Here is a 12,957-nt window from a genome sequence, read left to right on the forward strand (position 1 = left end):
AAACCCTCGCTCCTGGAGGGGGAGGCGAGGGTGGAGGTTAAATCATTCTTATTGCATTTGCAGCAATTTCTCTATTTCGTTTTTCTCGTTCGGATTTTTGGCAATCAGCTTGTTATACAACTCTTGGTCCGACTTCCCTTGCTTCATAACCGAGGCCAAGTACCAGCGAATGATGGTCTGGATATTCGCATCGTCAATATTGCCGCCAATGGAGCCTTTTAATGCTTCGGCAGCAGCATTGTAATCACCTTTACCGTAGTAGGCTTGGCCCGCTGCAGAGATCAGAGTGACGGAAAGATCAAAGGCCGCCCCTTGCATTTGAGCATCCGGCAACGTCTTCAGATGTTCAATCTTCTGGATAACGGTTTGGTATGCCCCGATCACCTTATCCGCATGTTGATCCGCTAAAGCTTTATTGCTTCCTGCTCGAGCGGCCTGACTACGCTGCAAATGCATCGTAGCAAAACTGTCGTACAACGAAGTGTCCCAAGGATACTTCTCTAACCCTTCTGTAGCCAGCTCCAACAATTTATCCGGATCATTTTTCAGCGAATACAGTTGGTACTCTTGTCCATAAATAGACTTGTTATGAGGCTCCTTGGTTCTCGCAGCTTGAATCAAAGTGACAGCCTCGTTGAATATATTTTCATCCTTGTTCTGGGAGTACAGTTGTATCAGAAAACCAACCTTGGTAAGTACATAATCGGGATGCGTCGCTTTTAAATCTAACGCTCCGTTCAGCGGATTCATAATCTCCTGCAGCGGTTTTTGAGCTGCCGCGTTGTTTAAGGACGCAGCGAATCTGGAGTTTGCGCTCATGGAAGTTGCAGAATAAATGAATGTAACAATAGCGATGACCCCAAGCATAATTGGATAGGAGATCCGCCACTTCGTAAAAAAGCTTTTATTCGTAAATGCCAGTTCCTTCGTTGAAAAGCCAGAAACCATCCCGCCGAGACAAAGGAAAACAAGCGAAGCGATAAAGGCGTAACTCATCTCAAAGTCAATTACACTGTGAACGAGCAGAGAAATCGCAATAATGTAGAAAATAAAAGTGTTTCGGCGTGATGTTTCATCACTCGTTATATACGACCGGATATACTGGTACATAATGTACAGCAGGAATGCAGCTAAGATTAGAATACCGAGCGTGCCCACTTCAATCCAAAATTGAAGGAAGAAGTTATGCGCTTGTCTACTGGTGTACGGGTTGTTCTGGTATTTCTCATACAAAGCGGCCCATCCGCCGCCGCCGGCCCCAGTGATCGGGTAATCGCCGATTAGCTTGAACGCATCTTTGTAGAAGGTTGTCCGTTCCAATACACTATGCTGCTCAAAGTTAATATTTTCTATCCGTTTTTCGAGCGTGTCGGGCAACATTTTACGAATCGGCGAATCGCTGGTCAGAATATAAAAGCCGATAAGCCCGACTACAACGGCCAACACGGGCAGAGCGAACGACGAAAATTTAAAGGATAGCCACGATACTTGCTTTTCCAAAAAACGAATGCCGAGAAAACGGTGAATCAGGAACGTAACGGCTGCGACTCCAACAGTAGCGATTAGGAGGTACGTCCAGCCTTCCAACACTTTAGGATCGGATAAGCCGAGCAAAGATACTTTGCCGTCTGGGGTCCGTGTCGCTAATATTCTAGAGACGATGTCGTTCCCTACAGCGTTCATCTTGTCCGTAATGGCGAACGATCCTAAGCTGGCTATGACCAGGTATCCTAAAAATAAAAACTGTTTTTTAAGCGAGATAAAAGGAAGAACCAGTAGCAGCACAAACGGGATGACGACAATGCCCCCCCGCGAGAGAGTAAGCCAAAACGATACAATAATTGGGACGAGCATTAAGCTATGTCCAGCTATGGCGTACCATTTACGGGAATGAACAAGAAGATACAAGCAAGCAAATAATGCTGCCATCAGAAAAGCCGCATACGCATTGGCATATTGGAATACGGAAGTAAGACGCAAGCCTTGATCCGTCAGCATCACGCCGTCTCTTGCATACGCGTTGCCGAACAAGTTCAAAATCCCATACAGCACAATGACATAGCTGCACATCACAATCGCGTTTCGAAGGATACTGTTACCCAGTTGGTTTTTATTCAAATAAATGCCTATAACAAAAAAAGACGAGTACATGATTTGAAGGAAAATCATCTTTGTGGACAAATGATCCGAAGCTGCTGTGAACGACGAAATCACATAAGTCAACGGAATCAGCCATACACCAATCGACAATAAATCCGCCCGATCCTTCAGCCTCCAGTTACTGAAAAAATAAATTGCGATGAATATCAGGATAAACGAACTCCAAAGCAGCGCGGAAAAAATCGGGCTTTCGAACGAATTGACCGCAAAAAGCTGGTTGGACTCACCGTTAAATAAAGCCGTCTGAAATGAAGAAAAAAACATAAATGCGACTACAAAAAACATAGTTAGCCAGTAAAGAATCGACGTTTCCTCTGTATTGCGCTGCCTCTGCTTGGCAGCTTTGCTACTTTTTCCGTAGACGGGTTGACTCATTGCGATAGTACCTCGTTTCTCTTCTCCTTATATATGGTGTTATTTTATCATTGGATTGGGGAATTAGGAAGAGTGGTGTTTTAATGACGATGATCCATGATACCGCATGGGACAACAGTACAGTAAAGGTAAAAGGTCAGTTCTTCGGAAACGCTACACCGGAGGAGGCCCGATCAACTTACAACTCGAGAGGCAATCTTGACGCTCTAGTTTAAAGAGTTTAAAGTATAAAGCGTATCTTGAGTTTGAGGGTTCAATGATTCAATTGGTCCATGCTGCGTTGTTGGCGCTGCATCATGCAGCCATGGTTAGTCCGCGATTCATATTGCCACGGCATTATTCTTGATTCGTCACGAGGCAATTTCCGCAATTTCCGTAAATTTGGTGCCCTTTATCTTCTCGCGTATCTTCAGGACCTGGAGGTGGCGAAGTTTTGACGTTTATAAAATAAATAATAACTATAACACATTACTTCATTATGCTATAATGTGCTTGTTTGAAATAAAGATAAATGTAGGAGGCCCCTAATGTCTATTCAACTATTTACGCCAACTTTTAGGGTAGACGAATGTCTAGAAGAGATTAGAGAATGTCTTGAAAAGGGATGGACCGGCTTAGGTTTTAAGACTGTTGAATTTGAGAAAAAGTGGATGGAATATACTGGTTTACCTAACGCTCATTTTATTAGTTCTGCTACAGTTGGTTTAAGTTTAGCTTTAAAAGTACTAAAGATGGAGAATGGATGGAGCAATGACACCGAAGTTATTACTACTCCTCTTACATTTGTTTCAACTAATCACGCCATTTTGTATGAAGATTTAACTCCGGTTTTTGCTGATGTTGATCAATTCCTTTGTTTGGACCCGGTAGATGTGGAAAAAAAGATTACACCAAACACTAGAGCGATTATGTTTGTTGGAATTGGCGGGAACTCAGGACAATATCACGAGATAGTGAAATTATGCAATAAATATAATTTAAAATTAATTCTTGACGCCGCACATATGGCAGGAACTCGTGTTAATGGAGAAATACCGGGCAAAGAAGCTGATGTAGCAGTTTATTCTTTCCAAGCAGTTAAAAATTTGCCAACAGCTGACTCTGGAATGATTTGCTTTAAAGAAAAGAGTCATGACGATATTTGTAGAAAATTAACGTGGCTTGGAATTAACAAAGATACTTATGCTCGATCTAACGATAAAGGTGCATACAAGTGGAAATACGATGTTGAGTATGTTGGTTATAAGTATCATGGAAATTCGATAATGGCGAGTATTGGATTGGTCCAACTAAAATACTTGGATGCAGACAATGCCTATAGAAGACAACTAGCTAGCTGGTATGATAAGAATTTTGAAAACCACTTCAGTAAAATTAGACCAATTTCAGTTGCGGAAACTTGTGAGTCGTCTAGACATCTGTATGTTATTCAGGTTGATAACCGAGATGAACTGCTACTTGCTTTAAATGAAAGTGAAGTCTACCCTGGGGTTCATTATCGAGACAACACAGAATACTCAATGTATAGCCATGCTAAAGGAACTTGTCCAAATAGTCACTATCTCTCAGAAAGAATATTATCATTGCCGATGCATTTAAGACTCAGTAAGAACGAGATTGACCATATTTCAAAATTGATTATAAAATATGCATAGTCTCACGACTATGCATATTTTATAAGAGAATGTAATAATTATTGGCTAGTTAAAGTAGTACTGTTTTCCTAGGAGTCTGTCCGACGAAACAGGGATATCCCCCTTCCGCCGCGAATTTGCATAGTAAATCTTATAAACGAGCAAAGGGTGTACGGATATGGCGAAATTCAAAGATTACTCGACGGAACAAGGGGAACTCATTCCGATGTACTTGAGCGAATGGATTCCAGATGACCATTTGGTTAGATTGATCAGCGACATAGTCGATCAACTGAATCTTTCGGACATCACCAAGCGTTACTCTAACCGTGGAGAAGAAGCCTATCACCCTGCCCTGATGCTGAAGCTACTGTTCTATGGCTATGCAACTGGCGTATTTACTTCGCGTAAAATTCGCACAGCGATCGATGAAAATATACCCTTTCGTTGGCTGTGCGGTGGACAGAAACCGGACTTTCGTACGATCAGTGACTTCCGTAAAGATCAAGTAGAACTTCTTCCTGGGCTCTTTAAGCAAGTGATTCAAATTGCCATGAATCTAGGCTATGTTTCCCTTGGTCATGTGAGCATCGACGGATCCAAACTGAAAGCCAATGCCTCCAAGCATAGAGCGATGTCACGAGAACGAATGAAGCAAGAAATGGAACGCTTGGAATCCGAAGTCCGTGAAGCCCTTGAAAAAGTGCAGCAGAACGATGCTCAAGAAGAAGGGCAACTTTCGCTCTTTCCCGAATCAACAAATACCGAAGTACATGATCGGCAGATGAGGTTAAAGAAAATCCAAGAGTCCTTAAAGGAACTGGAAGAACGTAAACCCGAAGCTGAATCGAAGACGGCAGCCAGGGATCAGATCAACTTTACGGATTCAGAGTCCCGCATCATGGATACGAAGACCCAAGGCGTGATTCAAGGATACAATCCCCAAATCGCCGTAGACGCCGACCATGGGATCATCGTTGGGCTTCAAATGAGCAACAGCAGCAGCGACCAACAACAATTTCAGGGTGTTCTTGATTCTATCGAAGCTCATACCGGAAGTATGCCAAAGAAGGCGAGCGCAGATGCTGGCTACTTCAGCGCGGATAACATTCAAGCAGCCGAACAAGCCCAGGTTGACGCCTACATTGCTGCGTCCAAAGAAGGCAAACAACGTGGCAATCTTTACGATAAAAGCAACTTTACCTACGTACCGGAATCGGATTCGTATGTTTGTCCTGCCGGAAAAATGTTGACCCTCAAGCAAACGGTTCACAAGAATAACGCTGATAAAGAAACCGCATGGATTTACGAGAGTGATGCTTGCGGAACCTGCCCGTTTCAAAAGGATTGTGTGAAAGCAAAGTCTGGAAAACGGACGATCACACGTACCGAAAGCGATCCGATTCGTGAAGCAATGAGAACTAAGGTACAAAGTGATGCCGGTAAGGAGATATACCGCCAGCGAAAAGCCATCGTTGAACCCACATGGGGACAAATAAAAGAATGCCAGGGCTTCCGTCAGTTTCATCTGCGTGGTGAGGACAAGGTTGAAGGCGAGTTCATCCTGTTAGCTTTAAGCTACAATCTGAGAAAGATTCATTCGGCTAAACATCCCAAATCATCCATTTTGTATAAACGGGAGAAGTCTGCTCAAAAACGGAAATCAGCAGCATAAAGTATCCGGTGAAACCAAGAGATAGGGGAATTCCCCCTGAAAATCAATGAAAAAAACGAAAGTTACAAGGGTCTCCCACGGAAAGGAAACTCCAAAATCAATCCGTCGGACAGACTCCTTGTTAACATCAATGATTTAAGGAGAGTTATGATGAAAGGAATTATATTAGCAGGTGGATCAGGTACAAGACTTTATCCAATTACTAAAGCAATTTCTAAGCAAGTTGTCCCAGTCTATGACAAGCCTATGATTTACTACCCACTTTCAACTCTTATGTTAGCAGGAATTAGAGAGATCTTAATAATTTCAACTGAACGTGATGTGCCAATTTTTAAAGAACTTCTAGGAGACGGTAGTAGTTTAGGAATGAACTTTGAGTATGCTATTCAAAAGGCACCAAATGGGCTTGCGGAGGCATTTATTATTGGAGAGCATTTTATTAATAATAACAAGGTTGCTATGGTTCTAGGAGACAATATTTTTTGGGGACAAGGCTTCACTGGAACCTTAAGGCAAGCAGTGTCATTTGATGAAGGTGCAGTTATTTTTGGCTATTACGTTCAAAATCCTAAAGCATACGGTGTTGTAGAGTTTGATCAAACAGGCAATGTTGTTTCCTTGGAAGAAAAACCAGAATTACCCAAGTCTAATTATGTAGTCCCAGGACTTTATTTTTATGATGAACAAGTATCGAAGTTAGCCAAGGAGTTGACTCCATCCGCTAGAGGAGAATTGGAGATTACGGATTTAAACCGTATCTATTTAAACAATAATAAACTAAAAGTTAAACTCCTTGGCCGTGGAATGGCATGGCTAGATACTGGAACTCACGATTCAATGATTGAAGCTTCTAATTTTGTAGCGGCAGTTCAAAAAAGACAAGGTAACTTCATAGCTTGTATAGAAGAGATTGCATTTAATAACCAATGGATCGATTCCGAGCAGCTTCTTAGATTGGCAAAACCACTGATAAAAACACATTATGGTGAGTACTTGGTCAATATCACTAATGAAATGAAAGAGGGGTAGATGTTGAAAATATTAATTACAGGAGTGTCTGGACAACTAGGTGGACTGATGCATAGAATCTTTGAGATGAAGCATGAAGTCTATGGTCATAGCTCTTCTGAATTAGATATTACTAATAGATCCTTACTATTGTGCGTTATTCGAAATATTAAACCAGATGTTATTCTTAATTGTGCGTCCTATAATCATGTCGATTCTGCTGAAGAAAATAGCTTACTTGCTGAAGAAATAAATTCAACTGGAGTGAAATATTTAGCGGAATTATCTAATATAGTTGGTGCTAAGCTAGTGCACATTTCTACGGATTATGTTTTCGATGGAACTAAGGGTATTCCATATGATGAGAATGACAAGACTAATCCATTAAATGTCTATGGTAGGACAAAATTGCGTGGCGAAGAATATGTTAAAGAAATCTGCGAACAATATATTATTGTTCGCACTTCTTGGTTATATGGGACCAATAAACGGAATTTTGTAAACACAATACTGACATTAAGTCATAATAAAAACGAAATTTTGGTTGTAAATGATCAGAAAGGCAATCCTACTTATGCTCCAGAGCTAGCGATGCGAATAGATAAGCTAATAACGGAGGGGTTCTCTGGATTGTTTCACTGTAGTGGGGATGGAATTTGTTCATGGTATGAATTTGCTACAAGCATTATTCACTTTTCAAATAAACAAAATGTTCGAATTCTACCAGTTCCATCAGAGTATTATCCTTCAAAAGCTAATAGGCCAAGATTTTCAGCTTTGGATAACAGTAAGATAACTAGTTCTATAGGCATTAAAATGCCTAATTGGAAGGATTCTTTAGAAGGTTATTTAATGCAAATGAGGTGAGAATATATGAACCACTCCTATACTGTACTCTACGAAGATATTAAGCTAAGATCGTTAGAAGAAAAAGATATAGAAAAGGTTAGAAACTGGCGTAATCTCGAATGGGCTAGAACATCTTTTCTAAATGCAGATATCATTTCTCAAGAACAACAACTAGCATGGTACCAAAAATATATAAAAAAAGAAAATGATCTTATGTTTGTTATAGAATGGGGAGGTATGGATATCGGTATAGTTGCATTATATAATATCGATTATACAAAAAGTATTGCTGAATTTGGTAGACTTCTTATTGGTGAACCGCTAGCAAGAGGTAAGGGTATTGGTAAAAAGGTAGTTAAGGCAATATGTAATTTCGGCTTCAATGAAATAAAAATAGAGACTATTGTGTTGGAAGTTTTGGAAAGCAACTCTTACGCTACAAAAATTTACTTGGACGCCGGATTTAATTGTAAAGACAAGTATTTAACCGTCGGGAAAACGATCTATAAGATGGAAATTCAAAAAGGTGCGATTGATGGATAAAACTAATGTATTAGCTTATAGTTTTAGGGAGATTCCATCTGCTACAGTTGGTGTAATAAAACCCCTGAAGACGTTAATGATTAATAAAATAATAAACTTCAGATATGCTAACTCTCTGCAAGTATCGAAAGAGGATATCTTATGGGCTGACGTTGTGATCTGTATAAGAGGCACTGAAGCAATAGAATTGAAAATTATCGAAGAATGTCGTAGAATTGGGAAATTTACAATATATTTCTTGGATGATGATTTACTCTCAGTTCCAAAAACTGCGAATAGTTTTGATTATTTTAATATGGAAGCTATTCAAAATAATATAAAAGTGATACTGAGTAATTGCGCCCTACTTTGGACAACTAATAGTAACATACAAGATAAATATAAAAGATTTACTAACGATACAATTGTTATAGACGCTCCAGCATTATTGATTGATACAATGCCAGTTTTTAATGGCAAAGACAAACCCATTCGTATTGGTTTTGCAGGAGGAATTGATCATAATAGATTTTTGAATACATTACTTGAACCGGTTATTAGAAATATTATTGAAAAATATTCAGATAGCGTTCAAATTGAGTTTTTTGGTGCCAGACCAGATTTCATCAAAAAAAATGATAACATTCATCATATACCTTTTGCCGATGATTACTCTGAATATGTTAATGTTATAAAATCGAGAGAATGGGACATCGGGTTGGCGCCACTGGAGGATTCTGAGTTTCACAAATGTAAGTACTTCAATAAATATCTCGAATATGGTGCAATTGGAGCTGCAGGTATATATTCGAACCACCAACCATTCACTTTCATTGTAAAAGATGGTTTTAATGGTGTGTTAGTAGAGAATACAATTCATGAATGGACTATTGGAATTGAGAGATTAATAGAAAATCCTAAGCTTAGACAAAGCATTCGTGAGCAAAGTTATATCCAACTTAAAGATTCGTTTACGGTCGAAAAAATTGCAATAACATTGACAAAATATATAGTGGAATTAACTACGTATAGAGCACCGCTAATATTAGAAAAAGATATAAGATATAAGAAAGTTAGTGAAAATACTTTATTATATAAAATCAAAGCAATTATTAAAGCGCATGGCACCTCATCTTTTGGAATAATAATGAAGAAAATATATTTAAAAATTAAAAATAAAATTCTGTGAGGTCAGAAAAGGTGACTTATTTTAAAAAAATATATATAGGTAGACATGTGTTAGTAAGTTTATTTAAACAAGACTTAAAGAATAGATATCGGAATTCAATATTAGGTATTGCCTGGAATTTTTTGTCGCCTCTTGGGATTGTATTAGTCATTGGGGCAGTGTATTCAATTGTTTTTAATATTTCAATGAAAGAGTTTGTACCCTATTTGTTCGCAGGGCTTTTACCATGGCTTTTTTTTACTAGTTCCGCTGAGGGTGGAGCGTTTTCTTTTCTAGGTTCCCAGGGATATATAAAACAAACGCAAGTACCAATTGAGATCTTTCCACTCCGTGTAAGCATGGTGAATTTATTCAATCTAATTTTTGCAATTATTTCCTTTTTTGTAGTATATATTTTTATAAGTCCTCAAAATTTTAGCATCAGCATGTTACTTGTTATTCCTTCACTATTAATATGGTTTATGCTTTGCTCTGCATGGGCAACTATAGCTGCTATTATAAATTTATATATTCGAGACTTTCAACCATTACAAACACTTGTACTACAAGGGGTTTTTTATGTAAGCCCGATAATATATAAGCCTGAAATGTTACAAACTAAGAATTTTCAATGGATATACATCTATAATCCTTTTTATTACTATGTCGAAATCATTAGAAAACCCCTTTTGGGTGAAAGTTTACCCAGTTTGAATAGTTGGATAATATGTATTATTACCACTTTATTTCTTTTGCAAATAGCTATGTTCATGATTTGGAAAATTGGTAGAAATATTACTTTCAGATTATAGGTGGAAAAAATGAGCTCTATTAAATTGCATAATATTGATTTGAAGTACCAGATCTATAATGAAAGAGGGATTAAGGATTTTTTTGTAAGGGATACCAAAAATGAGGCATTGGACAATAAGTATATTCATGCTCTTAGAAACATTAACTTAAATTTAAGAGATGGAGATCGCTTAGCTATTATTGGACATAATGGGGCAGGGAAAAGTTCATTATTAAAAGTAATTGCTGGTATTTATCCGGTCAGTGGCCAAGTTACTGTTGATGGTAGGATTGCAAGTTTATTTGAATTAGCTACCGGATTTGAAATGGAAGCAACAGGATGGGAGAATATAAAATTAAGAGGGTTAATGTTAGGTGAAACACCGAAAAAAATGTCTGAAAAAATACAAGATATCGCGGAGTTTAGTGAATTAAAAGACCACTTGAACATACCTGTAAAATATTATTCATCAGGTATGTTTATTAGATTAGCATTTTCAGTTTCAACGTCAATAGAACCAGACATTCTCCTTTTAGATGAGGTAGTGGCTGCTGGTGATGCACATTTTTTGCAAAAAGCTCAAAAGAGAATGAATGAATTAATAGATCGAGTGAAGATATTAGTATTTGTAACACACAGCATGCAATCGGCATTGGATTTCTGTAACCAATGCATCTGGTTAGAGAACGGCGAAATAAAATTGAGCGGTACAACTAATGAAGTAATAAAAGCTTATAATGAATATTATAATTCCTCTGATAACAAGTTGTCCGAAGGGAATGGAAATGTGAATGATTAAAGCAAGTTATTTTTTTGAAAATGTTGACATTTATAAAACACATAATTTGATTGAAAAACCAATAATCAGTGTAATATTACCAACATTTTGCAGAGGGAACAATGGTTTATTGAAAAGAGCAATTGATTCAGTAATAAATCAGTCATTTAAAGAGTGGGAATTGATTATTGTTGATGATGGTTCTATAGATAAAACAAGACAAGTAGTAGAGAGTTATTTAAATAATGAAAACAGGATTATCTATATTAGAAATAACATTAATTCAAGTCTGCCAGCTTTAAGAGTTAATCAGGGAATCATGCACGCTAGGGGAGATTATATAGCTTATCAATTTGACGATGATTTATGGTTCAATAATGCATTGCAAGATTTATACAACGAAATAATTAAGTTGGATACTCCAAGTTTAGTATATGGTAAGTGTCAATTTATTGATGTGATTTCCAAGGAAGAAATTGTATTTGGTGAGAATTTTAATTTTAATCAGCTGCATCTTACAAATCTAATTGCAAATAATACAGTGCTTCACTCAAAGGAACTGCCTTTTAGATATGGGGGATATGACTGTCATGTAGTAATGAAAAGACTCTGTGATTGGGATTTGTGGCTGAGGTGGGCGGAGGTTGTACCTTTTGTTCATGTTGATTCCATAGTTAGTTGTGTTGAAGCTAATCAAGAAGGATCCTTAGGTAGGACAAGTCTTTTCGATAGCTTAATTATTCGTTATATGCAAAATGTTAATAGAGCGAATATACTAGGCATCGATAGAATCAAAGAATATGTAGTAGACGATTTAAGCATGTTTAATAAAGATAGTTTGAAAGAAATGATTTACAGAGAACATATTATGCCATGGTCTAGTAAAAAAATCGAATTTATGAATGTAAAAGAATTTTCTAGATTGCCAATAAAAAAAGAGAATATAGTAGTACTAATAGATGGATATAATGCAACAACTAATATAACATTAACCAATTTTTTTTCCTTACTTAATGAACGATATAATGTGCTTTTTGTAACAATATATAATTTGGATCACAGAATTTTTGAATACGCAGATGTTCTAATTTTACAAAGATTTTCTTATGTTACACCTGAAATTCACAACCTATGTGCTAATATTCCTACTATTTATCTAATGGATGATAATTTGTTAAAGTTATATACACTGGGTAATAACTACATGCAATATGCACCTAATACTGAAGCTTATTCTGTCATTGCCAATTATATTAAATCCAGTAATTTGATACTAACCACAAACAGTGGAATTTCGAACGATGTTAAAGCTATTAATGAGAATACCTTTGAGATTTCTACAAATATTCTTGAGAAGTATATTCCTGAGAAATTAGTTATTAGAAACCAAGATAAATTAAAAATAGCATGGATAGGTTACAATTCTAGAAAAGAAGAATTAGATATTTTTGAAAGTGATATAAGAAGAATTTGTACTGAATTTGAAAACGTTATTGAATTTTATTTTTTTGGTTCATCAGAAGAACTGTGTGAAAAATTTCCATATGAGAACTGTTTTCTTATACCCCATGTTTCTGATTATTATAAGTATATTGAAAAGTTAAAAGAATATCAGTTTAATTTTGTGATATCTTTAATAGAGAATACGGAATTTAAGAACTGTAAAAGTCCAATTAAATTTCTTGAAATAACAGCTGCAGGTGCGGTTGGAATATATTCTAATGAAATCGTATATCATAAAGTGAAGGACAAAAAAAATGGCTTTTTAATTGAGAATAAATCAGGAAACTTATATAAAAAAATTAAAGAAGTTATGCTAGTGGATAAACTTGAATTAAATGAAATATTTGACAGGGCAAGGGAAGATATATTAAGTACTTATACTACTGAAGTTAATAAAGATCTATTTATTTTAATGATAGAATTAGCGAAATTTAATTATTATCTGAAAGATAATCGTAAGATTGGTTTTATTATCAATGAAAATATATCGTC

At 36.9% G+C, this 12,957-nt stretch carries 10 protein-coding genes; 9 read left to right on the forward strand and 1 reads right to left on the reverse strand.

The window, feature by feature from the left end; genetic code table 11:
* Nucleotides 1–48 precede the first annotated feature (48 nt).
* Nucleotides 49–2,535 (reverse strand): O-antigen ligase family protein, encoded by a 2,487-nt coding sequence (locus IDH45_RS22700; protein WP_190930421.1) that lies wholly within the window; start codon nt 2,533–2,535, stop codon nt 49–51.
* 527 nt (nt 2,536–3,062) lie between these two features.
* Here IDH45_RS22700 and IDH45_RS22705 point away from each other — a divergent pair.
* From IDH45_RS22705 to IDH45_RS22745, 9 genes are all read left to right on the forward strand, one after another.
* Nucleotides 3,063–4,190: a DegT/DnrJ/EryC1/StrS family aminotransferase gene (locus IDH45_RS22705; RefSeq protein ID WP_190930422.1), complete on the forward strand. Its 1,128-nt coding sequence runs from the start codon at nt 3,063–3,065 to the stop codon at nt 4,188–4,190.
* A 157-nt stretch (nt 4,191–4,347) separates the two neighbouring features.
* The gene (locus tag IDH45_RS22710; RefSeq protein ID WP_190930423.1) at nt 4,348–5,844 is read left to right on the forward strand and encodes an IS1182 family transposase; all 1,497 of its coding nucleotides are present in this window, start codon (nt 4,348–4,350) and stop codon (nt 5,842–5,844) included.
* Between the two features lie 150 nt (nt 5,845–5,994).
* Entirely contained in the window at nt 5,995–6,873 is an 879-nt protein-coding gene (rfbA, locus tag IDH45_RS22715) for a glucose-1-phosphate thymidylyltransferase RfbA (RefSeq protein WP_190930424.1), read from the forward strand.
* A gap of 3 nt (nt 6,874–6,876) precedes the next feature.
* Nucleotides 6,877–7,719: a dTDP-4-dehydrorhamnose reductase gene (gene rfbD / locus IDH45_RS22720; protein WP_190930425.1), complete on the forward strand. Its 843-nt coding sequence runs from the start codon at nt 6,877–6,879 to the stop codon at nt 7,717–7,719.
* Between the two features lie 6 nt (nt 7,720–7,725).
* Complete coding sequence (locus IDH45_RS22725; protein WP_190930426.1) at nt 7,726–8,244, forward strand: GNAT family N-acetyltransferase; 519 nt, start codon at nt 7,726–7,728, stop codon at nt 8,242–8,244.
* Nucleotides 8,237–9,412: a glycosyltransferase gene (locus tag IDH45_RS22730; RefSeq protein ID WP_190930427.1), complete on the forward strand. Its 1,176-nt coding sequence runs from the start codon at nt 8,237–8,239 to the stop codon at nt 9,410–9,412. Before IDH45_RS22725 ends, IDH45_RS22730 begins: the two co-directional genes overlap by 8 nt.
* Before the next feature lie 11 nt (nt 9,413–9,423).
* A complete protein-coding gene (locus IDH45_RS22735) occupies nt 9,424–10,203 on the forward strand; it encodes an ABC transporter permease (RefSeq protein ID WP_190930428.1) in 780 nt (259 codons plus the stop codon).
* 9 nt (nt 10,204–10,212) lie between these two features.
* Nucleotides 10,213–10,983 carry an ABC transporter ATP-binding protein gene (locus IDH45_RS22740; protein ID WP_190930429.1) on the forward strand — a complete coding sequence of 257 codons (771 nt, stop codon included), beginning with the start codon at nt 10,213–10,215 and terminating at the stop codon, nt 10,981–10,983.
* A partial coding sequence (locus tag IDH45_RS22745; protein ID WP_190930430.1) for a glycosyltransferase occupies nt 10,976–12,957 on the forward strand: 1,982 nt, incomplete at its 3' end. The genes IDH45_RS22740 and IDH45_RS22745, both read left to right, overlap by 8 nt.

The sequence above is a fragment of the Paenibacillus oceani genome, from assembly GCF_014705615.1.
GTDB classification, from domain to species: Bacteria; Bacillota; Bacilli; order Paenibacillales; family NBRC-103111; genus Paenibacillus_AB; species Paenibacillus_AB oceani.

Bases quoted from the DNA above. Each gene is read 5' to 3' on its own strand.
- IDH45_RS22700 (WP_190930421.1), bottom strand. From the start codon at position 2,535: ATGAGTCAACCCGTCTACGGAAAAAGTAGCAAAGCTGCCAAGCAGAGG.
- IDH45_RS22725 (WP_190930426.1), top strand. From the start codon at position 7,726: ATGAACCACTCCTATACTGTACTCTACGAAGATATTAAGCTAAGATCG.
- rfbA (WP_190930424.1), top strand. From the start codon at position 5,995: ATGAAAGGAATTATATTAGCAGGTGGATCAGGTACAAGACTTTATCCA.
- IDH45_RS22710 (WP_190930423.1), top strand. From the start codon at position 4,348: ATGGCGAAATTCAAAGATTACTCGACGGAACAAGGGGAACTCATTCCG.
- IDH45_RS22730 (WP_190930427.1), top strand. From the start codon at position 8,237: ATGGATAAAACTAATGTATTAGCTTATAGTTTTAGGGAGATTCCATCT.
- IDH45_RS22740 (WP_190930429.1), top strand. From the start codon at position 10,213: ATGAGCTCTATTAAATTGCATAATATTGATTTGAAGTACCAGATCTAT.
- IDH45_RS22705 (WP_190930422.1), top strand. From the start codon at position 3,063: ATGTCTATTCAACTATTTACGCCAACTTTTAGGGTAGACGAATGTCTA.